This is a genomic window from Serratia sp. AKBS12, from assembly GCF_024793895.1.
Classification (GTDB): Bacteria; Pseudomonadota; Gammaproteobacteria; order Enterobacterales; family Enterobacteriaceae; genus Serratia_F.
Genome location: NZ_JANUSB010000015.1, coordinates 1,774,923 through 1,797,778, shown reverse-complemented (window position 1 = coordinate 1,797,778; position 22,856 = coordinate 1,774,923). Strand labels below are relative to the sequence as shown.

24 protein-coding genes and 3 tRNA genes are annotated in these 22,856 nt (G+C 53.8%); 14 read left to right on the top strand and 13 right to left on the bottom strand.

Going from position 1 to position 22,856, the window contains the following annotated elements; translation table 11 throughout:
• The first annotated feature begins 53 nt into the window (after positions 1-53).
• The gene (locus tag NYE85_RS18345) at positions 54-482 is read left to right on the top strand and encodes a universal stress protein (RefSeq protein WP_259006133.1); all 429 of its coding nucleotides are present in this window, start codon (positions 54-56) and stop codon (positions 480-482) included.
• A 109-nt stretch (positions 483-591) separates the two neighbouring features.
• Positions 592-747 carry a hypothetical protein gene (locus tag NYE85_RS18340; RefSeq protein WP_259006132.1) on the top strand — a complete coding sequence of 52 codons (156 nt, stop codon included), beginning with the start codon at positions 592-594 and terminating at the stop codon, positions 745-747.
• 14 nt (positions 748-761) lie between these two features.
• Here the strand turns inward: NYE85_RS18340 and NYE85_RS18335 are convergent, their stop codons facing one another.
• A complete protein-coding gene (locus NYE85_RS18335; protein WP_259006131.1) occupies positions 762-1,121 on the bottom strand; it encodes a hypothetical protein in 360 nt (119 codons plus the stop codon).
• A gap of 182 nt (positions 1,122-1,303) precedes the next feature.
• Here NYE85_RS18335 and NYE85_RS18330 point away from each other — a divergent pair, with 182 nt between their 5' ends.
• Both NYE85_RS18330 and NYE85_RS18325 read left to right on the top strand, forming a co-directional pair.
• Entirely contained in the window at positions 1,304-2,002 is a 699-nt protein-coding gene (locus NYE85_RS18330; RefSeq protein ID WP_259006130.1) for an extensin family protein, read from the top strand.
• 276 nt (positions 2,003-2,278) lie between these two features.
• On the top strand, positions 2,279-2,710 hold the full coding sequence (locus NYE85_RS18325) for a hypothetical protein (protein WP_259006129.1): 432 nt from the start codon (positions 2,279-2,281) through the stop codon (positions 2,708-2,710).
• A gap of 76 nt (positions 2,711-2,786) precedes the next feature.
• On the opposite strand, the gene NYE85_RS18320 is transcribed toward NYE85_RS18325, so the two are convergent.
• Positions 2,787-3,011: a DUF2594 family protein gene (locus NYE85_RS18320; protein WP_004964465.1), complete on the bottom strand. Its 225-nt coding sequence runs from the start codon at positions 3,009-3,011 to the stop codon at positions 2,787-2,789.
• A 601-nt stretch (positions 3,012-3,612) separates the two neighbouring features.
• Between NYE85_RS18320 and uvrY the strand changes: the two genes are divergently transcribed.
• The 9 genes from uvrY to NYE85_RS18275 all read left to right on the top strand — a co-directional run bounded on the left by uvrY (position 3,613) and on the right by NYE85_RS18275 (position 9,868).
• The gene (gene uvrY, locus NYE85_RS18315; protein ID WP_039992225.1) at positions 3,613-4,269 is read left to right on the top strand and encodes a UvrY/SirA/GacA family response regulator transcription factor; all 657 of its coding nucleotides are present in this window, start codon (positions 3,613-3,615) and stop codon (positions 4,267-4,269) included.
• On the top strand, positions 4,262-6,094 hold the full coding sequence (gene uvrC, locus NYE85_RS18310; RefSeq protein WP_259006128.1) for an excinuclease ABC subunit UvrC: 1,833 nt from the start codon (positions 4,262-4,264) through the stop codon (positions 6,092-6,094). Before uvrY ends, uvrC begins: the two co-directional genes overlap by 8 nt.
• A 58-nt stretch (positions 6,095-6,152) precedes the next feature.
• Positions 6,153-6,701, top strand: a complete 549-nt coding sequence (gene pgsA / locus NYE85_RS18305; RefSeq protein ID WP_004964461.1) for a CDP-diacylglycerol--glycerol-3-phosphate 3-phosphatidyltransferase — start codon at positions 6,153-6,155, stop codon at positions 6,699-6,701.
• A gap of 144 nt (positions 6,702-6,845) precedes the next feature.
• A tRNA-Gly gene (locus tag NYE85_RS18300) sits at positions 6,846-6,921 on the top strand.
• Between the two features lie 56 nt (positions 6,922-6,977).
• Positions 6,978-7,051, top strand: a tRNA-Cys gene (locus NYE85_RS18295).
• A 10-nt stretch (positions 7,052-7,061) separates the two neighbouring features.
• A tRNA-Leu gene (locus NYE85_RS18290) sits at positions 7,062-7,147 on the top strand.
• A 1,026-nt stretch (positions 7,148-8,173) separates the two neighbouring features.
• Positions 8,174-8,404: a hypothetical protein gene (locus NYE85_RS18285; protein WP_259006127.1), complete on the top strand. Its 231-nt coding sequence runs from the start codon at positions 8,174-8,176 to the stop codon at positions 8,402-8,404.
• A gap of 842 nt (positions 8,405-9,246) precedes the next feature.
• Positions 9,247-9,384, top strand: coding sequence for a hypothetical protein (locus tag NYE85_RS18280; protein WP_259006126.1), 138 nt, complete (start codon positions 9,247-9,249; stop codon positions 9,382-9,384).
• Between the two features lie 172 nt (positions 9,385-9,556).
• A complete protein-coding gene (locus tag NYE85_RS18275; RefSeq protein ID WP_259006125.1) occupies positions 9,557-9,868 on the top strand; it encodes a cupin in 312 nt (103 codons plus the stop codon).
• A gap of 40 nt (positions 9,869-9,908) precedes the next feature.
• Here NYE85_RS18275 and NYE85_RS18270 read toward each other — a convergent pair whose 3' ends face one another.
• The 3 genes from NYE85_RS18270 to NYE85_RS18260 all read right to left on the bottom strand — a co-directional run bounded on the left by NYE85_RS18270 (position 9,909) and on the right by NYE85_RS18260 (position 13,724).
• Positions 9,909-10,157: a hypothetical protein gene (locus NYE85_RS18270; protein WP_259006124.1), complete on the bottom strand. Its 249-nt coding sequence runs from the start codon at positions 10,155-10,157 to the stop codon at positions 9,909-9,911.
• A gap of 177 nt (positions 10,158-10,334) precedes the next feature.
• A complete protein-coding gene (locus tag NYE85_RS18265; protein WP_259006123.1) occupies positions 10,335-12,374 on the bottom strand; it encodes a TIM-barrel domain-containing protein in 2,040 nt (679 codons plus the stop codon).
• Between the two features lie 15 nt (positions 12,375-12,389).
• Positions 12,390-13,724 carry a glycoside-pentoside-hexuronide (GPH):cation symporter gene (locus NYE85_RS18260; RefSeq protein WP_259006122.1) on the bottom strand — a complete coding sequence of 445 codons (1,335 nt, stop codon included), beginning with the start codon at positions 13,722-13,724 and terminating at the stop codon, positions 12,390-12,392.
• A 725-nt stretch (positions 13,725-14,449) separates the two neighbouring features.
• Between NYE85_RS18260 and NYE85_RS18255 the strand changes: the two genes are divergently transcribed.
• A complete protein-coding gene (locus tag NYE85_RS18255; RefSeq protein ID WP_039992224.1) occupies positions 14,450-14,650 on the top strand; it encodes a hypothetical protein in 201 nt (66 codons plus the stop codon).
• 28 nt (positions 14,651-14,678) lie between these two features.
• Here NYE85_RS18255 and NYE85_RS18250 read toward each other — a convergent pair whose 3' ends face one another.
• Genes NYE85_RS18250 through NYE85_RS18215 form a run of 8 tightly spaced genes read right to left on the bottom strand, consistent with a single transcriptional unit; the run spans position 14,679 to position 22,816 of the window.
• Positions 14,679-15,680 carry an HAD family phosphatase gene (locus NYE85_RS18250; protein WP_259006121.1) on the bottom strand — a complete coding sequence of 334 codons (1,002 nt, stop codon included), beginning with the start codon at positions 15,678-15,680 and terminating at the stop codon, positions 14,679-14,681.
• Positions 15,677-16,693, bottom strand: coding sequence for an oxygen tolerance domain protein (locus NYE85_RS18245; RefSeq protein WP_259006120.1), 1,017 nt, complete (start codon positions 16,691-16,693; stop codon positions 15,677-15,679). Before NYE85_RS18245 ends, NYE85_RS18250 begins: the two co-directional genes overlap by 4 nt.
• Positions 16,690-18,213 carry a tetratricopeptide repeat protein gene (locus NYE85_RS18240; RefSeq protein ID WP_259006119.1) on the bottom strand — a complete coding sequence of 508 codons (1,524 nt, stop codon included), beginning with the start codon at positions 18,211-18,213 and terminating at the stop codon, positions 16,690-16,692. Before NYE85_RS18240 ends, NYE85_RS18245 begins: the two co-directional genes overlap by 4 nt.
• Positions 18,210-19,187, bottom strand: a complete 978-nt coding sequence (locus tag NYE85_RS18235) for a VWA domain-containing protein (RefSeq protein WP_259006118.1) — start codon at positions 19,185-19,187, stop codon at positions 18,210-18,212. Before NYE85_RS18235 ends, NYE85_RS18240 begins: the two co-directional genes overlap by 4 nt.
• Complete coding sequence (locus NYE85_RS18230) at positions 19,180-19,620, bottom strand: DUF4381 domain-containing protein (RefSeq protein ID WP_259006117.1); 441 nt, start codon at positions 19,618-19,620, stop codon at positions 19,180-19,182. The genes NYE85_RS18235 and NYE85_RS18230 overlap by 8 nt, the downstream gene beginning before the upstream one ends.
• A complete protein-coding gene (locus tag NYE85_RS18225; RefSeq protein WP_259006116.1) occupies positions 19,621-20,526 on the bottom strand; it encodes a DUF58 domain-containing protein in 906 nt (301 codons plus the stop codon).
• Positions 20,526-21,524, bottom strand: a complete 999-nt coding sequence (locus NYE85_RS18220; protein ID WP_259006115.1) for a MoxR family ATPase — start codon at positions 21,522-21,524, stop codon at positions 20,526-20,528. Before NYE85_RS18220 ends, NYE85_RS18225 begins: the two co-directional genes overlap by 1 nt.
• Positions 21,521-22,816, bottom strand: a complete 1,296-nt coding sequence (locus NYE85_RS18215; protein ID WP_259006114.1) for an anaerobic sulfatase maturase — start codon at positions 22,814-22,816, stop codon at positions 21,521-21,523. The genes NYE85_RS18220 and NYE85_RS18215 overlap by 4 nt, the downstream gene beginning before the upstream one ends.
• Positions 22,817-22,856 lie beyond the last annotated feature (40 nt).

Here is a 22,856-nt window from a genome sequence, read left to right as displayed (position 1 = left end):
ACTGGCAGAGCGGTAAGCTAGGCTCAGTTGAGCGATTCAATAAGGGGCTGAATATGTACAAGACAATATTAGTGCCAGTAGATATTGATGAAGAAAAGCTGACGGAAAACGCGCTTAAACACGTGGAGTATCTGGCAAAAGCCTCTGGTGCCAAGGTGCATTTCTTCCATGCGTTGCCGGATGCGTCTGCTTTTGTTACCGCCTATTCGTTCGGCATCAAAGAGTTTGAAAACCAGGCAGAAATCCAGGCCATTGATAAGCTAAAGAAAATAATCTCTGAAATGGATATTCCCCTGGAGCGGCTCGCGTATAGCATCAGTTTTGGCTCACCGCGTGACGAAGTGCTGCAACTGGCCGAAGAGATAGATGCCGATCTGATCGTCATCGGCTCTCGTCGGCCCAGCGTCAAAACCTACCTGCTTGGCTCGAACGCCGCCGCCATCGTGCGACACGCGAAAACCTCGGTAATGGTGATCCGCTAACTGCCAATCCAGGCCGGCGATTGCCGGCCTGTTACCGGCTAACGCAATGCCGGCAGCGGTTCAAAATGCTACACTCAGGCGTAATGTCCGCAGAACAGGCGAAAGAAGGATGACAAACGCACTGATTACGTTGGGAATATGCCTGTTGTTAATGCCATTACTGCTGTGGTTGATCGGCAAAGCGTTATCAACGGCGAAAAACAAGCCGCACGAGGAAGATAAATCCAGGCCGAAAACCGGTATGCCGCACGGTGATGACGAATAACCGCCAGGCGTGGTTTACCACTGTGGCCAATAATAGGTTTTTTCGTGCCAGCCTTTGCCGTACATGCAGGCGTCGATAGTTGCCGTGCGGGCATTCTGGTTGCGATCGCTCTGCACCGTGCGCAACGACGGTCGCGGCTCGTAGCGATAACCGTTCGGGCAGGTTTTCTTGTTTTTCTCGCAGGTGACGTATTTGTCGCCGTAATCAAATTCGATATCCCGCACCACATCCGGCGGAAAGCGGTCAAACCCACGTGCTTCGCATGCTGCGTAATCTGCCTGGCGGGAGACATCATTGGCGCCGGGCCGTTCCCATCGACTACAGCCGGTTAATGTGGCAATTGGCAATAAAATTAACAATCCGTAGGTCTTCATCGCATCCCTATCTGTTCACTTTTCCATGATTGAGGCTCGGATTAATCCTATCCTGAGCGGCGAGGATTCTAACCAAAGTGTGGTTAAAATAAAAGTGAGAATGGTTATTGTTTGCGTTCCGTTAAGGGTAGCGCGGCGTCGTCATCACCTATACTCAAATTTTAACCTTGGTGAGGGTAATTATGCAGCGGTGGGGGATGGTTATTCTGATCGTGTTGGTGATAGCGGGCAGTGCGCCGTGGTGGCTACGGCAATTGCCGCCAGGTTATAACCCGTTTTCGCCGCTGTCGGTCAACGATCCGCCGACGTTTATGACCCGACTGAAGCTGCAACGGCTGGCGGACGATCCGCAGGCGTGCATAAGGGCGTTGGCGCAGGCACGGGATGCCGGCTACGTGGCGTTTCGGCAGGTCGCCGATGTTACTGGTGACTGTCCGCTCGTGGCACCGATACGCGTCCAGAGCTTTGGTCAGGTCAAGCTCAGTTCAAGCTTCCTGGCCAGTTGCCCGCTGGCGCTGAGCAGCACCATGTTTGTTACCCAGGTCGCCGCACCGCTGGCGCAACGGCAATTAGGGACTCGCCTGACGCGCATCGATCATCTTGGCAGTTATGCCTGCCGCAATATTTATCATCGCCCTGCCGGGCGTCTGAGTGAACATGCGACGGCAGATGCCTGGGATGTTTCAGGGTTTCGCATGGCGAATGGCCAACGGCTGAGAATAGAAAAACAGTGGTCGAAACCAACCGACAGCGGCATATATTTACGCACGGTGTTCAATGACGGTTGTGGATTTTTTGGCAATGCGCTCGGACCGGAATATAACGCTGCGCATGCCAATCATTTTCATCTGGCAATGCGCGGTTTGGGGAGTTGCGGATAAATAAACGTAAATTTACCCAAGCCTGAGAATAATCTTAAGTTGTAACTATCGGTGCGGTGAACGTTATTTTTCTCGATCCTAACGCTTATTTTTGGGCAGGTTTGTCGCTCAGCGAGATGCGCTATTAGTTGGTCCGCTCGGGTGCAATGAGCATGCAGGTGGCATGCCATCTGCATGTTGGGAACTAGTCCTATTTTTCATCACTTGCTGCTTTCAACTGGGGAAGCAGTCGTTTATCTTGCTATTATTAGGGCTTGTTTTTTCGAGGAGTTCAGGATGAAGCACTACGCAGCGTTACTTATTACCACCGTGCTGTTATCAGGCTGTGCCACGCAGGCCGTTCCGCCACAACAGGCAAAATCAGCGCCGCCGAGCCGCCTGATGCTTTATCAAAATCTGCCGACGACCCCTTATGCCACGATAATCATCGTGCGTGATAGTGGCATGTTGGCCGGCTCGTGCCGCACCGGGGTTTATTTGAACGGTGAGTTTGCCGCGTCGTTGGCCAGCAAGGAAAAAGCCGAGTTTCGCGTACCGGTAGGCAATAATACGCTTGGTATTGGCCAGGATATGATAGAAAACGATTTGTGCATCTGGCGTGATACCAGCGGCCAGCAGCCGATGACTCTGCGAGCGGGAGAAGTGCGCTATTTTCGTATTGGCGGCGATATGCGGCGCGGTTTTATTTTGCAACCAGGGCGTGCTTAGCCCGTTGTACGATAGAAGAAACAGGCCCGCGACGCGATGGCGGGCCTGGCAAGCCGCAGGCGATCACCTGCCAGAATTATTGGCGGTAAGCGTGCTTAATCTGTAACAGGCTGTTCTTAAACACTTCCGCTTGCGCAGGATCTTCAATCTGCGCAATAAACCGCTCCAGATTGATAATGACTTTCCCGGCATCCGCCTGACCGATCGATTTCAGAATCAGCGTCAGGGTGGCTTTCAGGCAGGCGACTTCCGTTGCCAGCGTCTGTGGATCTGCGGAGGTAGTGAAATCAACGTTGCTCATTTTATCTCCTGATTTTGAGGCCGTAGCCCGAATAAATGCGGTTTAATGCACTCCAGCGGCGATCCAATTCACCGTGGCGCACGGCAGTGCAGTTTTCTGGGCGCGGAGTATAGCATAGCACTGAGCGGTCACGTGTAACGTTCCACCGAGTGTTTTCTTTCTCACCCACGGCCTGCTGCACGCTGCGGTTAATCTGCAACGGAAATTATCTTTTTTGCGCCGTGCCGTTTAATGAATAGTTATCGGCGTACCGCGGCAAACAATATTATGCATAGCTATTTCCAAATGGTTAATAGGTATTCGATGCGCATGTTATTGAATGTAATCACCGCTTATTTATAAATACAAATTCGCCGATTGTGCCGATTTATGCGGTATGATTGCTTTACGGCTAGACGTCTCTTTGCCTGCGATTGCGCTTATCCGCAGCAAAACGGCCAAATCGGCTGTACCACCAAGAAAATAGGTAAAATTAGGCCTACTGCGCAAAGTAATTCGGACGTACGTATTAATCTGTATTCATTCTTTGCTGAAAAACAAGTAATATCAGTTGCGATTACAGAGGCTGATTGCGTACTCCCCTTTTTTTGGAGATTTTTCCTTGATTAGCGTTCTTCTTGTTGATGACCACGAACTGGTGCGCGCAGGGATACGACGCATTCTTGAAGATATCAAAGGCATAAAAGTTGTCGGCGAGGCCCAGTGCGGTGAAGATGCCGTGAAATGGTGCCGCGGCAACGCGGTAGATGTCGTGCTGATGGACATGAACATGCCGGGTATCGGGGGGCTGGAAGCCACGCGAAAAATTGTGCGCTACGTACCCGACATCAAGGTCATCATGTTGACTATCCATACCGAGAACCCATTGCCCGCCAAGGTGATGCAGGCGGGGGCCGCCGGCTACCTGAGCAAAGGTGCGGCACCACAGGATGTGGTGAACGCCATTCGCTCGGTACATGCCGGTCAACGGTATATTGCCTCGGACATTGCGCAACAGATGGCGCTCAGCCAGTTGGAACCGCAGACAGAAACACCGTTCAATTGTTTATCTGAACGTGAACTGCAAATTATGTTGATGATTACCAAAGGGAAAAAGGTCAACGAGATTTCAGAACAGTTGAATCTTAGCCCCAAGACGGTCAACAGCTACCGTTACCGCATGTTCAGCAAACTGAACATTAGCGGCGACGTGGAGTTGACCCATTTGGCTATCCGACATGGATTGTTCAATGCGGAGACCTTGTTAAGCGGTGAGTGATCGTTTTGATGCGAAGGCATTCCTTAAAACCGTAACCAGCCAGCCCGGCGTCTATCGTATGTACGACGCCACTGGCACGGTTATTTATGTCGGTAAAGCCAAAGACCTGAAAAAGCGTCTCGCGAGTTACTTTCGCCTGCTGGTCGGCAGCCGTAAAACAGAAACCCTGGTTAAAAATATCGCGCAAATAGACGTTACTGTTACGCATACCGAAACAGAAGCCCTATTATTGGAGCATAATTACATTAAATTATATCAACCACGATATAATGTTCTTTTGCGTGACGATAAATCTTATCCGCTGATTTTTCTCAGTGGTGATACCCATCCTCGGTTGGCTATTCATCGGGGCGCCAAACACGCCAAAGGTGAATATTTCGGGCCATTCCCTAACTCCTATGCGGTGCGTGAAACGCTGGCGCTGCTGCAAAAGTTGTTCCCGATTCGCCAATGCGAAAACAGCGTATACCGCAACCGCTCGCGTCCCTGTCTGCAATACCAGATTGGCCGCTGCCTGGGGCCATGCGTGGCCGGCCTGGTGAGCGAAGACGAGTATCAGCGGCAGGTCGAATACGTCCGGCTGTTTCTGGCCGGTAAAGATCAGCAGGTTCTGCATCAGTTGATTGAGCGAATGGAAAGCGCCAGCAAGGGGCTGAATTTTGAAGAGGCCGCACGAGTGCGCGATCAGATCCAGGCGGTGCGGCGCGTGACCGAGCGGCAGTTCGTTTCCGGTAGCGGTGACGATCTGGACGTTATCGGCGTGTCGTTTAAATCCGCAATGGCCTGCCTGCACGTACTGTTTATTCGCCAGGGCAAGGTGCTTGGCAGCCGCAGCTATTTCCCGAAAGTGCCGGGCGGCACCGATATCGCTGAAGTGGTGCAAACCTTCGTCGGGCAGTTTTATTTGCAGGGTAGTCAGGCACGAACGCTGCCTGGCGAAATCCTGTTGGACTTCACGCTGCCGGACAAAACGCTATTGGCGGAATCGTTGTCGGAATTGGCTGGGCGCAAAATTGCCATTCAAAGCAAGCCGCGTGGCGATCGCGCACGCTATCTGAAACTGGCGCGCACCAATGCCGCTACGGCGTTGACCACCAAACTGGCGCAGCAGTCGACCATCCATCAACGCATGGCCGAATTGGCAAAAACGCTTCATTTGGCCGAAATTAATCGCATGGAATGCTTTGATATTAGCCATACTATGGGCGAACAAACCATCGCGTCCTGCGTGGTATTTGATGGAAACGGCCCGCAGCGCGCGGAGTACCGGCGCTATAACATCACCGGTATCACGCCGGGCGATGATTACGCGGCGATGGCGCAGGTGCTGCGTCGCCGTTACGGTAAAGCGCTGGAAGAGAACAAAATCCCGGATGTGATCTTTATTGACGGCGGCAAGGGCCAGCTCGGTATGGCGATGGAAGTCTTTAACTCGCTGGACGTGGCGTGGGACAAAAACAAACCGTTACTGATTGGCATCGCCAAGGGAGCCGACCGCAAAGCCGGTTTGGAAACGCTATTTTTCGTGCCGGAAGGTGAGGGGATCTCCCTGCCGTCTGATTCGCCGGCGTTGCACGTGATTCAACATATTCGTGATGATTCCCATAATCATGCGATAACCGGCCATCGCCAGAAACGGGCGAAGGTCAAGAATACCAGCGCCTTGGAGTCGATTGAGGGCGTTGGGCCAAAACGGCGTCAGATGCTGTTGAAGTATATGGGCGGACTTCAACCATTATTGAATGCCAGCGTTGAGGAAATTGCAAAAGTGCCGGGTATTTCACAAGCATTGGCAGAAAAGATCCACAATGCATTGAAACACTGAGGGCAATGTAGCAACATACTCTTAATTTCCACTCCAGCCAGATAGTTACCGTAGCATTATGCAATTGAATATACCGACGTGGCTTACCCTGTTTCGTGTAGTTCTGATCCCATTTTTTGTCCTGGCATTTTATCTGCCGTTCACTTGGGCCCCAATGGTTTGCGCCACCATCTTCGTGTTTGCTGCGGTAACCGACTGGTTTGACGGCTTTTTAGCCCGGCGCTGGAAACAAACTACCCGCTTTGGCGCGTTCCTTGACCCGGTTGCCGACAAGGTAATGGTAGCGATGGCGCTGGTGCTGGTAGCGGAGCATTACCATGCATGGTGGATCACCTTGCCGGCTGCCACCATGATCGCACGTGAAATCATTATTTCCTCCTTGCGCGAATGGATGGCCGAGATCGGCAAGCGCAGCAGCGTTGCGGTATCATGGATCGGCAAAGTGAAAACCACCGCACAGATGATGTCACTGGTTGGCTTGCTGTGGCGCCCAGATCGCAGCGTCGAATATGCGGCGATCGGTTTGTTATACATCGCGGCGGTGCTGACATTCTGGTCGATGTTCCAATATTTGAATGCGGCACGTAACGATTTGCTGGAACCGTGATCAATGCGCTGCAAAAATCGTCAAACGATCGTGATGAGCCAACAATTTTATTGACTCATCACGTCAGGTAAGTAGAATGCATCGCATCAGACGGCAGCGACGATTTGCAGAAAGTTAGCAAAAAAATCAGTGAGTTCTGATAATGCGGGAATAGCTCAGTTGGTAGAGCGCAACCTTGCCAAGGTTGAGGTCGCGAGTTCGAGCCTCGTTTCCCGCTCCAAATTAATCAGGCTGGTGTTTCACGAGCCTTGAGCCTGTAAAGGCAAACAGCATTACGGCGCGTTAACAAAGCGGTTATGTAGCGGATTGCAAATCCGTCTAGTCCGGTTCGACTCCGGAACGCGCCTCCAATTTTCCCGAGCCCGGGTGGTGAAATCGGTAGACACAAGGGATTTAAAATCCCTCGGCTTATGGCTGTGCGGGTTCAAGTCCCGCCCCGGGTACCAGGGAATAAAAATACCGAATAATCAAAGCAATAGTAGTAATGTCGTAAGCCGCCGCAAGGCGGTTTTTTTGTGTCTGAAATCACGCTTCAGAACATCTTTCCTCATTCTCACCGTTCTCTGATAACCGTAACAATGGTTTTTTTGGGCGCGCTTCTCAATTTTCTTAATGATCTATGGCCGGCCGCTACGGCAAGCGTATAGAGCGTCTCTAGTGCAGAGCTCTGGTTTTGCTTTAACGCGCAATCGGGGCAGACAAGGCGCAAGCCTAAAAGCAATGTCTTGGCCGTTAAGCTGCGGAATTAAAACCGTCATGGACATCAACGCTGGCGATGTCAGATAGATAAGCACGATCTGGCAGAATTGACGGAGCAATGGTGGCTGGCGACAAGCGGTGATGGTGCTATGCGTTGCAAGGTAGGGGGACGTAACGGGATTTAGCTGTTAAACCGCCTGGATGCATGGCTTGGCGTCTTTTGGCATACGTGACACGGCGGATGACGACGTTCATCTGTGCAGTGACACAGGCTCGCCTGCCAGACACGGTGCCCGGTAAAAGGCATTTATATTTATGGCAGCGACACCGATAATTGGGAGTTGAGTGATTATTTTCAAGCCAAAAATTTTTTCAGTTAATATAACTACCGTGAATATGAATAAATTTCTTTGCTTTTTTCAGCGCAGCGGCGCTGCTAGAATCCAATTGCTAATTGGTTAGCAACCTATTGATTATTGCCCGTCCATTTAAATTGTTCTAATAATTGCAGTCAATATTGATTGAGGCGCTGAGTGATTAACGGTTGGCGGCTCCGCGATTGCCGATTTAGGAAAAATAGTAGGCATAGCTTGACCGAGCCTTTGTTGCGATCAATAATTTTATATTACCTCTAAGGTTGATTTTTAAGCTACGTGCCGCAGTGCCTATAATGTTAATAAATTGATGTGTTAATGCTAAATGCAATCATAATTAATGGTTGTTAGCATTGACCCGTCGTTATTCTTATAAAGGGAAATATGAAGTATATAAAAATGATTATTACACTGGCCTTGGTATTCGTCAGTTCTATGGCTTTTGCCGATTTAAGACCGCCAACGCAGGCAGACTGCGACCCAGAGTCATGGACGATAGACCCGGGAGTCGATTACAGCGCATGCCTTACGGGCGATAACGGTATTCCACCAGTTGATTCTGATCCGATGTCAAAAGATGAGAAACGATCGCGACTATTGGGTGAGGCGCCAAAAGGAAATGAAAATTGAAAATCGCCATTACATTATTAATGGCTGCTATTGTGGTCATTATCGGTATTGTTGGATTGGTATTGTTGGCATGTAAAATTAGTTCGAGAAAAAGATAGCGACGTTGAATGTCATTAAATTAATTGGTCGTTTTTTTGTGCTCTAATAATACAATCTTTTGTTAAATATCGTGTTTTCCTATAAATAATCCGTATTTTTCGTTTAACAATAAAGAGTGTCGGTCAGTGGTATTATTTATGCGGGAGCCGAGTTCGTTAATGGCTAACTGATGAGGTTTTCCATAAGTCAAATTCCATGGGAAACATTATTAATATGGCATAATCATTATTACATAGATGGAATCTCTAATACTTATTTCGAATCCTGATAAATATGATTAATTAACCATTGGCAGGGCAACCAGGCGTGTCCGTTAAACGCCGGTTCCCATCGCGCAAGCGTCGCTGCGACAACGATATCGACGGGTGAAGTTCCATAGCGGTGGCAATGTCATATCCAGCCGTCTGGTTAAGCAGTCGAGGGCGCCTGGTCGGCTAAGCAGCATCTCGTGGAATGAGTTTCAGTGCTCGCCGGGCGGGGAGCGTGCACGGCTGATGACAAGGAACCCGCATAACAAGCCGTAGCTGCGCCTGCCGTGGGCGCGCGTCGTCACCGGCCCCAACTTGCATCTGTCAGAATAGGGGCGGTTATCTTGCGGTTCAGCATAGGTTGAGGGATGGCCTAATGTATAAAAATGACTTATCTATAATGTTACATTTTATGTGTGGCTATTGATACCGAAGAGGTCGTTGCCTATGTTTTATAAGGACTTGTCAGTGGGTTGGAATGAGGAGAGATTGGAAATGACAGATGAGAAGCGCCTTAGTCTGATGGAAAAGCTGGTCATCATCGCGTTTGGTGTGGCGATCGCGTACTTTATCGTTACGGTAGGATTGTCGCTTGATGGGGTCGATCGTCCCTGGCCTTTCCCGATCAGATAAATAAGTATTCACCAGGGATAATAAAGAATAAAAATAATTAGGCCGGTCACCCATCGTTAACGGGTTGCGCCAGAGAGAACATTCTCACTGTCAGTCGGTGTAAAGGCCGATTTACTCCATCGCTAAAAAGAGTAAAGTGATGTTTTATATTGTTATAAAACATAGGTTATAAATGAAAACATATATCGGTAAAGCGTTTACTGCGGAGCGAGCCTGGGGAGCTATCGACATCGCCAACTTTGATGGTACATCGGTACGCCTGCACTGGACGGACAAACCTTATAAGTGGCACATCAATGATGGGCAAGAGGTTTTTGCCGTTATGGATGGAAGCGTCGAGATGCGCTACAAAGAGCAGGGAGAAGTACGCCAGGTGCTGCTCAACGCGGGGGATATATTTTATGCCAACGTGGGCTGTGAGCACGTGGCTCATCCACAAGGCGAAGCGCGGATCCTGGTGATTGAAAAAGAAGGCTCGGTTTAAGCTCATTATCCTCAGATGTCGGCCTATCAGTATCAATCCGCTATTCGTCGCCTGCTATCGGATAGCCCGCCTGCCGTATCGCCTGTTTACTGTCGTTTACGCCGGCGGCATACCCTGACGCTATTTCACACACCGGGCTGGAACTGCAGTAGGGCAAACGAACGGGCACGGCCAAGCGCTCCTCCAGTTGTTCAATGCGCCGGCGAGCGGCCAGCAGTTCCTGCGCCAGCGCGCCGGTTACCCCACTGGCATTGACCAGCTGTTGCAGTTGGTCTGCTGTGATTGTCATGGTTGACCTCGAAAATACCGATATACAGGCTGAACCGCGGACGAGTTACCGGCAGTAATCAACGCCGGTGACTGGCGCGTGTATCCTATAGGTTAGGACAAAATAGCCCCTTTGCCTGAGAAAGCATTGGCAAAGAGGCAGGCATGGTTTAGCGAACCGTTGGGGCGTTAGGCGCCCTTAGCCGGCGGTCAGTCGCGCCACCAGCTCACTCCCTTCACGTATGAATAGCGGGATACTGTCCAGCTCGGCACGGACGGTTAAACGCTGTTGCCCACGATAACGCTCACCGTCGAGCGCAATCCAGTCGTGGTTACCGGGCAGCCAGACTTCACGCTGACGCGCACCGGCATGCATCACCGGTGCCACCAGCAACTCCTCGCCAAACAGATATTGATCTTCCACCTGCCAACTCTGCGGTTCATCGGGATAATGCCAGAACAGCGGGCGCATCAGCGGGTCGCCATGGCGGTGGGCATGATCAAACAGCGCATCGATGTAAGGACGCAATTTTTCACGTATCGCCAACCAGTGCTGCATGATGGCATAATTCTCTTCGCCGTAGCTCCACAACTCGTTGGGCGATCCGCTGTTGCACTGCGGGATGCCATTGCGGTAGCTCTCCGGCGGCTGGATCTGTGGTTCGCGATAGCCATGCATGCGTAGCACCGGGCAAAATACCGCCCATTGGAACCAGCGAATCAATAGTTCGTGAAACGCCGGATCGTGGATATTGCCGCCTTGAAAGCCGCCAATATCGGTGGTCCACCACGGAATACCCGCCATGCCCATGTTCAACCCGGCCGCCAGCTGGTTACGAAACGCATGGAACGAGGAGTGTACATCGCCGGACCAGGCCAGAACGCCAAAACGTTGGCTACCGGCCCATGAACAGCGGACCAGATTGACTACCTCAGTTTCGCCGTTGGCTTGCAGGCCGTCATAAAATCCCTGAGCAAAATCTCGTGGATACTGGTTGCCGACCTCCAGCACCGGGCCGGCATGATAGCGATAATTATCAAAATCATAGGCGCGGTATTCCGGCTCCGCCTCGTCGAGCCAGAATAATTTAATCCCCAGATCGTAGTAGTTTTTCTTCACCGTTTGCCAAACAAAGGCGCGAGCGTCCGGATGCGTGGCGTCAAAAAAGGTGGTATTGCCCATAAAATCGAGATTGACTTGCACACCGCGATCGCTGGTCACCAGCCAGCCTTTGGCCTTCATCTGTGGGTAGAGCGGGCTTCTGGCTTCTACCGTCGGCCACACCGACACCATCAGTTCAATGCCCATCGCCTTTAACTCGTCGACCATCGCTTTGGGATCCGGCCAGTCGACGGGATCAAAACACCAGGTGCCCTGATTAGGCCAGTGGAAGAAATCGATCACCATCACCGACAGTGGCAACTGGCGACGACGGTATTCACGCGCCACCTCCAGCACTTCCTGCTGGTTGCGGTAACGCAGTTTGCACTGCCACAGGCCGCTGATAAACGCCGGCGCAGGGGGCGGTGTACCGGTGGCCCGCGCGTATTGCCGCGTAATTTGCGGCAGGGTATCGGCGGCGGTGATCCAGTAGTCCATTTCCTGCGTGACCTGCGCGCGCCACTCGGTGTGGTTTTTGGCAAATGTCGCTTCACCGATGGCCGGATTGTTCCACAGCAGGCCGTAACCGAGGCTGGATTGCATAAACGGTACGCTGGCCTGCGAATTGCGCTGCGCCAGTTCGAGTGCGCAACCTTTCAGATCCAGCCAGGGCTGCTGGTATTGTCCCATGCCGTAAATCCGCTCACCAGCCTGGGCTTCAAAGCGTACGGTGAGTTGGTATTTCCCCCCCGGCAACGGCTTGAACTCGCGCCCGTCAAGCTTGAGGGCGCTAACATACTTATCTTGGCTCTTTTCGCTGGCGCCGATGCCGACGGTGGAGCGCTGTCGCCACATTTCTTCCAGCAGCAGTTCGCCGTGCTGGTTGTAGAAGGCCAACTGGCCCTTCAGATTAAGTACCGCGGTGATGTTGCCATTATGCAGCGTCAGGGTTTCCGCCTCGGTGCGAACGTTCGCCGTAACGGGCTCGGCCGGCAGCAGGGCGTGTAACCGATCGCCGAATTCCGGGCTACAGGTGGCACGTACGCGCAGGCTGTTTTGGCCCCAGGGCTCTACGCGCAAAATTTGGCGTTCGAATCGCCACTCAATACCGTTGGCGCGTTGAATAAGTTCGCTCATCAGTAACCATATCCTTTATGAAAGACTTTGTTTGGCAGGGTTGATGGATTTCATCGTGCCATCGTCCAGCTTGTACCAGTGCAACGTCGCGAAGGCGCACAGCGACAGCAGACCCGGCACGATGGTGAACAGGGCGACAATGCAATACATTGCGGTGGAGGTTTGTTCGGTGGCGTTGGCCACGTAGCCGCTAAGGCCCAGGGTCCAGCCGACAATCGCACCGCTGATTGCCATGCCGAGCTTCAGCACCGCCAGGAAGGTGGAAAACACCACGCCATCCATGCGTTTGCCCTGTAACCATTCGCCGTAGTCGGCAACGTCGGCCATCATCACCCACATCAGGGTGGTAGTGGCTTGATAAAGGGTAGAAATAATAAAAGTGAGCGGTACCAGTAGCAGAATGGATTTCGGCGCGAAGAACAGCGCGATGCTGATCACGCCGGCCAGCACGGAGCAGTAACCGAACATTTGCACTTTGCCGACGTTGCGCGTCAAGCGCTTGGCCAGTGCGCTGCCTGCGGCCTTGCCGAGAATATGCGCGCCCAGCATCCACATGAAATAACCGGCATTGCCTAGATAATAGGTGACGAAATACATCATCGCCCCAAGGCGAATTACCCCAAAACCGATGTTGGTGATCACCAGTACAGACACCACGCGCCACTGGTCGTTGCGTAACAGATCGCGCAGTTCGCTCAGATAGTTGTTGTGGGTAGCTGGAGCATTGATGCGTTCGCGGGTGTTGGCAAAACAGATCCAGAACATGATCACCGCCGCAGTCGCCATAATTGCCATCGCCGCGCGGTAGCCCATCAGCTTGTCGTCGCCGCCGAGATATTCTGCCAGCGGCATCATAAAGAACGTCGACATGGCGCCGCCCAGCGTGGCTAGAAAGAAGCGGTACGACTGTAGGGAAATACGCTGCTCGTTATTGGGGGTGATCACCGCACCCATTGAGCAATAGGGAATGTTGATGGCGGTATACATCAGCATCATCAGGGTATAACTGACGGTAGCAAAGATCATTTTGCCGTTCAGGCTCAGTGATTCGGGCACTGCATAGGTGAGCAGACAGCTGGCGCCGAAAGGCAGCGCCAGCCACAGCATCCACGGGCGGAACTTACCCCAGCGGGTGCGGGTACGGTCTGCCAGGTAGCCCATCGCCGGATCGATGATGGCGTCCGCCGTGCGCGCCAGTAAAAACATGGTGCCGACAAACGCCGCCGGTAACCCCACCACGTCTGTGTAATAGAAGGTCAGGAATATGATGACGTTATCCAGCCCCACATGGCTTGCCATATCGCCCAACCCATAACTGATTTTCTCTTTACGGGTGATCTGTTGACTCATGTTAGTTACCTGTCGTTGTACGGTTATACTCAGAGGTATGCTGGCTGTAAGGGTAATTCACCTGCCCAGCTTCACAATTGCGAGATTTGGCATTGGCGTTACGGAAACTACTTTTCGTGATACCGGTAACAAAACGCGGTGCGAGGGCTGGGTAATTACATAAAAATCAGAGGAGTAGTGGGCATACAGCGATGTTGGGGCATTTTATCGTTGAGGGGCGCCTTGGCCGGCTGGAGGAAAAAAGCCCACAACGGTGGGCTATCCGAGTTATTCCCAAGTGAGCCAATTATTACAAGGGTGCCGTCAGGGATTGCGAACCCGTACGGACCTTTATCAAAATAAGAGTGATCCAAAAAAAGAGCAAACAACATGCCATGCCGGTCAGCAAATCTGGGATAACGCTCATAAAAAAATCCCGCGCTATGGCGGGATGAATGGATGATGTTGCATGAATCCTTTCGTTGTTGACGATTGAGGCTATTCTGTCGTCAATTGGCGACACTAGCCTATCACGATGCCAGAGACAAGCGCTTTTATCTTATCCTGGGGTAATGTGTGACTTATGACCATTACTCGGTGTCATTGTGGCACAGGCCAGGCGCGGAATGCGCTGCTCCAACCTTGGTATGCGCGTGGTGTCGGCAGGGTGTTCGTCAGTGCTAAATCGCGGTAAAATACAGCGGTAACCCCTGTCTTATAACCGCTGGGCAATGTCTGAATGCGTTATGAAAACACGTAAACCACGCCGTCCACCAGGACGATGGGTCTATTATATTTTACATGAAGATATGCTGTGGCCCTGCCCGGTAAAATGGGAATGGGAGGGCGGCTATAACGCCTGGCTACCGTTCTACTACTCACCAACGCTGGAGTTCGTTGCGGGTAACCCTGCCAAGGCGACCAAAGTCAGCCGGGGTCGGCGTTAAAAACCCTCAAGCGTTCTGTTAGGCCCGGCTATTTGGGTTTGGCGGGGCATAACGCCGGATCAAATACCGTTTTCCAATCCCGCTTTATATCGACAATGGTCCACCCTTTGGCCGGTGCCAGCTTCAACCCGTCGACCAGCTTGCCGCTTGCGGGTGGGTGGCTATCGTAGGCATATTCACGTTCGGCATCGGTATGGTGCACCAGTAAACCAAAGGTTTTGAACGCGGGATTGGCCGACGTGTATTGCATCATTGCCACATCGCCGTCGCTATTGCCAAAGGCGGCAACCGGGCGCTGGCCGATAAACAGGTGAATAGCCACCGATTTGGCGGCTGCGTCATCGTAAAACGCGCCTTTCATTGTCTTACGCAATTGCGAACCGTCGTTGGTGAGGGCAAATTCACTCAACGCGAACGACCCCACCACCTGTTCAGGAGGAATGCCGTACATACGCTGTGCCAGCACGCGCATGAAGTCTATGCCGCCACCGGAGACGATCCAGGTTTTAAAACCGTTGGCCCGTAAATAATCGAGCAACTGGCGCATAGGCTGATAACCCATGCGATCGTAACGACAGTCAAAACGCTTATCACGGTGACTTTCAACCCAGTTGCCGACACGTTGTGCAAATGCTTCAGTAGTGACATTGCTATGGGTCAGGGTCAAAAGCTGCATCAATCCTTTCTCACCCGACGCGGCGACGGTGGCTATATCATCCTGCAATACCGCGCTGACCAGTGGGTCCTTTCGCCACTCCGGATGTTCAGGTGCCAGGCGTTTCACTTCATCAAGTGCGAACTGCAATTGAAACGTCAGCGGCGCTTCCGGCCATAGCGTGCCGTCGTTATCAAATACCACGTAACGCTTGTCCGGGGGAATATATGTTGCGCGCTCTTCACTGGTGGCATCCTGCACCCATTGCATAATGGCCTGTTTGGCAGCCGTGTCTTGCCAGGCGGCAAGTGGCTCGGCGTGAGATGCGCAGGCATAACTCAGTAACAGGGCACCGAGCGGTAGAGAGTATTTCATCGTTTACCTCTTTTACTGGGAGTCAGTTGGGCTAACGGGATCGGTTGCCAGAAGCGCCGCCATCCGTGGTGGCAATATTTCAGGCTGCGCCAGAGTGGACGACGCGCCAACCAGAGCAATAATGCTATCAGCGACAGCGAAACACCGCCGATAGCCGCCTGCCATTGGCCGCGAGCCGAGGTGCCGCGCAACACCGACTCACTGCCGGCGGCACGTGTGCTGGCAACCGGTAGTGAGGCTCCGGGCAACTGGGCGACTTGCCATTGCTGGCGGGTAGTATCCCACCAGCGCAATACGATCGGCGGGAGAGTAACGCTGCCGGCCTGCGACGGTAAATAGCGCAGCGTTTCTATGCGCTGGGCGTCGCCGATGTCGCCCCGGCCAGTTTTCAACAGGGTATTTATTGGCGCCAGACGCTGCGTCTCGGTACCAGGAATGGCATAGAGCAACTGTGGGATCTGCGTCGCAATAACGCCGCCAGCCTTGACGGTGACGATGCGCTCGACCACATCGCCTGCATGCAGTTGACCGTCATTGACGGCGTGAAACTGGCGAATTTTCTGGCTTAGCGTCAGGTGCTCTGCCGGCAGGAAACGGTCCGGCTGTTCCAGCCCGGCAGGCCAGGAGACGGCTGTTTTAAGCGCCGGCAGCGTCACGGTGACCGGCGGCTGATTGGCCGAGGACAGTGTAACTTCTGTTGCAGGCAGGTTTAGCCAGCCCTGATCCCAGGCGATGACCTGCCTTTCCTGACGGATGCCGCTCCAGCTAATGCCATTCTTGCGGCGGCTAAGGAGCTGGTTTGGCAGCGGAGTCGTCAACAACGAGCCGTTTTCTAGCTTGAAGGCCGGCCATTCCGGCGGTGGGTTAAACCAGCTGTCGGTCCAGTAAGTCACGGCAATGCGCAACGGTTGGCCGGGAACCACCTGCTGCGGCGCGATAAGTTCGCGTGTGATATCCATTGCCGCATGGGCAGGGATGACGAGCGCCAGCAGCAATAATAGTACGGCCCTCATGGTGTCGCCTCGGTCTGGTTACGGTAGAGGTTTTCCAACAGCCCGGATGGTGACATTTCCAGGTTGTCAAACCACTGTTCAACCTGCGGGCTGCTGCTGGCTGTAGGTTGCATATCCAGCTGATTGACACCTTGGTCTTTGCCTAGATCATGTTTGATTGCGTCCGGTTTGTAGTCTTGTTCTTTGCCTTGCGCAGACTGGCGGTCACGTTCCTGTTGCCGCAGTTTCATGATGATTTTGGCGATTTCTGCCCGATTATGCCGCGCAACTTGCCAGTCTGGCTGGAGACTCAATGCACGGTCATAGCTATTGATCGCCTGTTGCCACTGCTTTTGCTGGGCGTAACTGTTACCCAGCCATAACAGGGTTTCCGCCGTAGGCGTCGCCTGGCGAAACGCCGATGCAGCGGCGGTAAAATCCCCGGCGCGGTAGTAGGCAATGCCCTGCCATAGTGGCTGTTGGAAACGTTCTGCCGCCCGTTGATAATGGCCTTGGTTGAAAGCCAGTTGGCCCTGCATATCCGGGCTGATCCAGGCATCTTTCCAGGCCGCCTGACCATGAGGCAGATAAAACAACGGGAGTAGTACAATCAGCCGGCAGAACAGCTGATGCCGACCAAACAGCAGCAACAACAGCATCGCTATCACCAACAGATAACCGGCGTTAAGCCAGTGCAGATCGCCGCGTGCGTTGTTTTGCGCGCTTACCGACTGGCTCAGGTGAGCGACGATCGCCGATAAGTCGCTGTCGTCGCTAGTGACCAGCGTAACCGGCATCCCGCTGTCGCGCAGTTGGCTAAACCGCGCAACGTCGAGCCGTGTATCAATGCCGCGTTGCGCGTAGCTTTCGGGTAATTGTCCGCCGCGCGCCGTGCCGGGCACCCAAATCTGGATCGGCGCGTCGAGCTGCGCCAGCCAGCTGGCATCCTGAGCGGAAAGGGTATCGGCAACCAGCAGGATGTTATGCGGCGTCTGAGTGGTATTCTCCATGTTTTTCAGCGCCAGGGCGATCCCCTGTTGCAGACCGGAACCTTCCCCCTGTGGCAGCAAGTCGGGCTGCTGAGCATGCAGGAATAACGAATAGAACGCGCTGTCCAGCGTTAATGGCGTGGTCAGATAAGCGCCCGTATGGTAGACCACCAGACCAAAGCGCGTACCCGGCGATCGCGCCATTAATGCCATGATCTTGTTCTGCATGCGCTGGTGGCGGTTGGGCGTCAGATCCTGGGCATACATCGCCGGATCCTGCTGCAAAACGACCATCACATTGCTTTGCCGAGTCAGCGCGGCGGGCACATCCCGTTGCCAACTGGGGCCGGCGAGCGCGAAAACGCCAAGCGCCAGCAGCCATGGCAGTAGTTGCGTGAGGGTATTCTGCCGCTGGATGATCAGCGCTTTGGCCAGCGGTTTGTCCATGATTCGCTGCCAGACACTGCCTTGACCTGCGCGGATAAACCACAGCAGCACACAGATTGCCAGGCCGAGCAGGCGCCAGGGATAAATAAAGTGGAAATCACTCATGTGGCTTTCTCTCGAACAACCTGCAACAGCGCGTAGGCGATCAACAGCGCCAGTGCGAGCAGCAGTGGCCATTGGAATAACGGCAGATGCCAGGACCAACCTATGGCTTTCACCTGAACTGGCGTGATGGCGTCGATTTCCTGCCATACGCTGTCCAATGAGGCGCCGGAATTGGCGGCGGTCCATGATTTGCCGCCGGTAATGCGCGCAATCTCCTGCAACTGCGAGAGGTCGACGTGGTCGCTACCGCTACTATTGATATCGCCGAAGGCGATGGTATGTACCTGAACGTGATGCGCCACCGCCAATTGCGCAGCCAGCGGCGGAGCCAATTGCGATGCGGTGTCGTTACCGTCGGTGAGTAAAATCGCCAGTTTGCTGGCGTCCTGGTTGGCGCTGCTGTCGAGCAGTTTTACTCCTACGCCAAGCGCGTCGCCTATCGCCGTCTGCTCGCCAACCATACCGGGGGACAGTTGGGTAATACGCGTTTGCAACGCCTGCTTGTCTTCGCTAACCGGGGCGAATGGCCAGGCCTGGTTGGCAAAAATGACCAGACCAATGCGATCGGATTGCCGTGCCGCCACGAATTTGCTGACCGAGTTTTTCACCGCCTGCAAGCGAGTGATGCCGCCGGGAACGTCATTTTTCGACATTGAACCCGACACATCCAGAATCAGCACCAGATCGCGCATGGGCTTTTGGATATATTGCGGCGGCGTCAGATACTCTGGGCGGGCGACAGCGGCGACCAACAGCAGCCAAACCAGCCAGAACATGGCGCTGGCCAGCTTGCCGCTGCGTACCGGCCTGCTATCAAGTTGCAGTTCGTCAATCAGACGCGGCAGGAAGGGGACACGCACATGCTCCCTGACGGCGTGCTGGCGCGGTAACAGATAGCGGCCGGCCAGAGGCAGCAGCATTAGCAGCCAGGCCCAGGGCCAGGCGAAATCCACCTGGGTCAATAGTTCAGACATAGGGCAATCTCTCAAGCCAGTCTTTCAATTGCGATTGCAGACGGGCGTTGGCGGCAGCGTCAAGTTGATTGTCAGGCTGACAATATTTTTCACCGATCGAAATGCGCAAATCAGAGTCAATATCAACCTGTTGCAGCAACTGTTCTGCCGTCAGCGAGCGGCTGACGGCGCTGCGCGGCTGATGGATAAGCAATACGCGTTTTATCAAGGCCAGCCAACCGTCAGCACTATCTTGGCTGGGCAACGCGGCTATTGCCTGGCGCCGCCATTGATTGCGTCGCCAGCGAGCAAGTCGAAATAACAGCCACACCAGCAGACAGATCAGCAACATACCGCCCAGCAGATACCATCCTGGCGGCAGAGGGAACCAGGAAACACTCGGCGGTAGCGCAGGTTGCAGAAGTTCCGGTACGCTAAATCCTTTTTCCAGCATTCAGACTCCCTTTTGCAGCTGCTTGACCAGATCCTGCGCAACCACTATCTGGTTCACGCGGACGCCAATTCGGGTGAGACGATTTTTCTGCTCGGCCAGGCGTGCGGTAATATGTTGCCGGACTTGGTCTGTCAGCGTTGGCGTAAGGGATACCGTCGCGTGGCGTCCCTGGTAACTGGCTGACAGGCTCCCCTGTTTTGGCAGCGTCAGATGGAGGTCGTCGAGGATGACGAACGCACTGATGTCGCAACGCCGCCTGAGTGAAGCCAATAACGCTTCGCAGCGCCCGTCAAGATCGTGAAAATCGCTGAGCAGAGCCAGCCAGGCGCCGCTGGGGATGGCATGGCTGGCCCTTTGCAAAACCCCTGCCAGGGACACGGTGGCCGAACTTTCATCAGGATAGCGTGCGGGCAATTGTTGGTTGTAGTGCAGCACATCCTCCAGCACCCTGGGGAGGCTGGTGGCGGGGGAACGGCATTTTTGCAGGCTGCATGCGGTATCGCTGAAAACTGCGCTGCCGATGCGATCGCCATCATGCCAACTGCGCCAGGCTAGCAGCGCGGCAATTTTCGCGGCGGCGACGGATTTGACTTGCCCACGGGTGGCGAAAAACATATCCAGACGTTGATCGACAATCAGGAAAACCGGCCGCTCACGCTCTTCATTATACAGCCGGATCCAGGGGGAGCGCAGACGTGCCGTCGCTTGCCAGTCGATTAACCGCACGTCGTCGCCGGGCTGATAGCGGCGCAGGCTGTCAAAGTTGAGGCCGCGACCCTGCTGGCGGGAAACGCGCTCACCGGCGAGCGCGCCAGGGGGAATCTGCCCCGGCGGATTAGCCAGCAGGCGGGCGTCGGCCGCGAGCGCCATCAGCGTGTTGCGATCGATCTGCAGTACGCTATTCATCAGGCGACCACTGCGTCGAGCAGCATGCGGATCGCGTCGTCCGGTGAACAATTATCCGCGTTGGCCTGGTAGCTCAGTATCAGCCGGTGGCGCAATACCGCAGGAGCCACCTGCTGAATGTCTTGCGGCAGTACCGCATCGCGGCCTTCAAGCCAGGCCAGCGCGCGGCCACAGCGGTCCAGAGCCAGAGCGCCACGCGGGCTGGCGCCAAAGGTAATGTAGCTGGCCAGTGTGTCGCTGACGGCCTGCGGGTGGCGAGTGATATCCACCAGATTGATGATGTAATCTTCGACGGTGGGCGCGACGTAAACCGCGGCGATCTCCTGCCAACTGGCGGCGATCTCCTGTTGCGACAGCATTAACGGCGGCGATGCGCCAGCAGCTGGAGAGGCGGCAACTGACTGATATTTTTGTTGTTGCTCCGCACGAACCAATTGCATCACCTTTTTTTCGTGCTCTTTGGCTGGATAATTCACCAGCAGCTTCATCAGGAAACGGTCGAGCTGGGCTTCAGGTAATGGCCAGGTACCTTCCTGATCGACCGGGTTTTGCGTGGCCAGCACCATGAAAATGCCGGGTAGTGGCCAGGTTTTGCCAGCCACGGTAACGTGACGCTCTTCCATGGCTTCGAGCAGGGCGGACTGAACCCGGGCTGAAGCGCGGTTGATTTCATCGGCAAGGATCACGTTGCCAAATACCGGACCGGGACGAAAGCGGAACTGATCTTCCTCGCGCGTGGCGTTTTGCTGGTAAATTTCACTGCCGGTGATGTCAGAGGGCAACAGGTCCGGGGTAAACTGGATGCGGCGGAACTCCCCTTCAATATGGCTGGCCAGTTCACGGACAGCACGGGTTTTTGCCAGTCCGGGCAAGCCTTCGAGCAGCACATGCCCGTCGCAAAGCAGGGCAACAATCAGCATGCGTACCAGCGATTCCTGCCCCAGAACCTGCTGATTGATACGCTGTTCAAGAGCCAGCAGTTTTTCGCGGTTATTCATTTACGTTCTCCCGCAGCATCCGGTTGCAACAGCGTGGCGATACCCACCAGGATCGGTTGCGCGTAGTTGAAAAAGGCTTTGATGCCCGGGCACAGGTAATTGAGGCCTGGCTCGCCATCCGGGGTACGCACCAGACGGTTCTTTGGACACTCGCCCCAGCACAGTTTCAGGTATGGGCATTTTTTGCAGTATGTCGGCAGGGTGTCTTTTTTACCCAGACCAAAAGCTTGCTGGCGCTGCGAAAAGGCCATATGGGCAAGTTTGGTGTCTTCAATATTGCCTAACTGATATTCCGGATAAACGTAGTGGTCGCATGAGTAGGTATCGCCGTTTTTCTCAACCGCCAGGCCCTTGCCGCAAAACTCCGATGCGGTACAAATTTGCGCTGGCATTCCCATGGTCTGCGCCACCGCAGTTTCGAACAGATTGACCTGAACGCGGCCCAGATCGTTGTTGACCCATTCTTCGAACACCGCGGTAAGGAAATGGCCCCAGTCATCCGGATCGACCGACCAGTCGGTGACTATCGAATCCAGATCGCCCGGTTTGGCACGGCGCGAACCGGTCACCGGAATGGCGTCTTCGTGCCAGAACTGTGGGGCAGTCTCTTTAAAATCGACCGGTTCAACGCAGGGATTGAACTGAATGTAGGTAGCGCCCAACTCGCCGGTGACAAAGCGGTAAACCTCCAGCGGAAAACGGGCGTTGGTGCGATTCACCGTCACCAGCGCATTGAAGGGGACCTGATGTCTTTTCAACGCGGCAACGCCCTGCATCACTTTATCAAAGGTGGGCTTTCCGCTGCGGGTGACACGATAACGATCGTGCAGTTCACGCGGACCGTCGATGGACAAACCAACCAGGAAATGGTGTTGTTTAAGAAACTCGGCCCATTTGTCATTAATCAGTACGCCGTTGGTTTGCAGGTCATTTTCTATCCGTTGGCCCGGCTTTTTGTAGCGTTGCTGGTATTCCACCACCTTGTGGAAAAACTCCAGTCCCATCAGAGTGGGTTCTCCCCCTTGCCATGAAAAAACCACCTGTTCGCCATCCTGGCCATCAATGTATTGGCGAATGAAGTTTTCCAGCACTTCGTCACTCATGCCGGTGTGGCGATCCTGCTGCAACAATTGTTCTTTGTGTAGATAGAAACAGTAGGAGCAATCGAGATTACAGGTTGAACCCGTAGGCTTGGCCATCACATGGAAGCGTCTTTTGTATGCCGGCCCTTTGCCGTCATATTTTTCTGCTGACGGTAACGCTTTAACCGGTAATGTGGTGCTGTACTTCATCGCTCACCCCTGAATATGCCGGGTGGTTACCCACCCGGTT

What these genes read in the sequence shown, in the direction of transcription:
- NYE85_RS18345 (WP_259006133.1), top strand. Translation starts at nt 54, where the DNA reads ATGTACAAGACAATATTAGTGCCAGTAGATATTGATGAAGAAAAGCTG.
- NYE85_RS18255 (WP_039992224.1), top strand. Translation starts at nt 14,450, where the DNA reads ATGAAAACACGTAAACCACGCCGTCCACCAGGACGATGGGTCTATTAT.
- NYE85_RS18240 (WP_259006119.1), bottom strand. Translation starts at nt 18,213, where the DNA reads ATGAGTGATTTCCACTTTATTTATCCCTGGCGCCTGCTCGGCCTGGCA.
- NYE85_RS18330 (WP_259006130.1), top strand. Translation starts at nt 1,304, where the DNA reads ATGCAGCGGTGGGGGATGGTTATTCTGATCGTGTTGGTGATAGCGGGC.
- NYE85_RS18250 (WP_259006121.1), bottom strand. Translation starts at nt 15,680, where the DNA reads ATGAAATACTCTCTACCGCTCGGTGCCCTGTTACTGAGTTATGCCTGC.
- NYE85_RS18230 (WP_259006117.1), bottom strand. Translation starts at nt 19,620, where the DNA reads ATGCTGGAAAAAGGATTTAGCGTACCGGAACTTCTGCAACCTGCGCTA.
- NYE85_RS18260 (WP_259006122.1), bottom strand. Translation starts at nt 13,724, where the DNA reads ATGAGTCAACAGATCACCCGTAAAGAGAAAATCAGTTATGGGTTGGGC.
- NYE85_RS18340 (WP_259006132.1), top strand. Translation starts at nt 592, where the DNA reads ATGACAAACGCACTGATTACGTTGGGAATATGCCTGTTGTTAATGCCA.
- NYE85_RS18285 (WP_259006127.1), top strand. Translation starts at nt 8,174, where the DNA reads ATGATTATTACACTGGCCTTGGTATTCGTCAGTTCTATGGCTTTTGCC.
- NYE85_RS18220 (WP_259006115.1), bottom strand. Translation starts at nt 21,524, where the DNA reads ATGAATAACCGCGAAAAACTGCTGGCTCTTGAACAGCGTATCAATCAG.
- NYE85_RS18245 (WP_259006120.1), bottom strand. Translation starts at nt 16,693, where the DNA reads ATGAGGGCCGTACTATTATTGCTGCTGGCGCTCGTCATCCCTGCCCAT.
- NYE85_RS18320 (WP_004964465.1), bottom strand. Translation starts at nt 3,011, where the DNA reads ATGAGCAACGTTGATTTCACTACCTCCGCAGATCCACAGACGCTGGCA.
- NYE85_RS18235 (WP_259006118.1), bottom strand. Translation starts at nt 19,187, where the DNA reads ATGTCTGAACTATTGACCCAGGTGGATTTCGCCTGGCCCTGGGCCTGG.
- pgsA (WP_004964461.1), top strand. Translation starts at nt 6,153, where the DNA reads ATGCAATTGAATATACCGACGTGGCTTACCCTGTTTCGTGTAGTTCTG.
- NYE85_RS18275 (WP_259006125.1), top strand. Translation starts at nt 9,557, where the DNA reads ATGAAAACATATATCGGTAAAGCGTTTACTGCGGAGCGAGCCTGGGGA.
- NYE85_RS18265 (WP_259006123.1), bottom strand. Translation starts at nt 12,374, where the DNA reads ATGAGCGAACTTATTCAACGCGCCAACGGTATTGAGTGGCGATTCGAA.
- NYE85_RS18270 (WP_259006124.1), bottom strand. Translation starts at nt 10,157, where the DNA reads ATGACAATCACAGCAGACCAACTGCAACAGCTGGTCAATGCCAGTGGG.
- NYE85_RS18225 (WP_259006116.1), bottom strand. Translation starts at nt 20,526, where the DNA reads ATGAATAGCGTACTGCAGATCGATCGCAACACGCTGATGGCGCTCGCG.
- NYE85_RS18325 (WP_259006129.1), top strand. Translation starts at nt 2,279, where the DNA reads ATGAAGCACTACGCAGCGTTACTTATTACCACCGTGCTGTTATCAGGC.
- NYE85_RS18335 (WP_259006131.1), bottom strand. Translation starts at nt 1,121, where the DNA reads ATGAAGACCTACGGATTGTTAATTTTATTGCCAATTGCCACATTAACC.
- NYE85_RS18280 (WP_259006126.1), top strand. Translation starts at nt 9,247, where the DNA reads ATGACAGATGAGAAGCGCCTTAGTCTGATGGAAAAGCTGGTCATCATC.
- NYE85_RS18215 (WP_259006114.1), bottom strand. Translation starts at nt 22,816, where the DNA reads ATGAAGTACAGCACCACATTACCGGTTAAAGCGTTACCGTCAGCAGAA.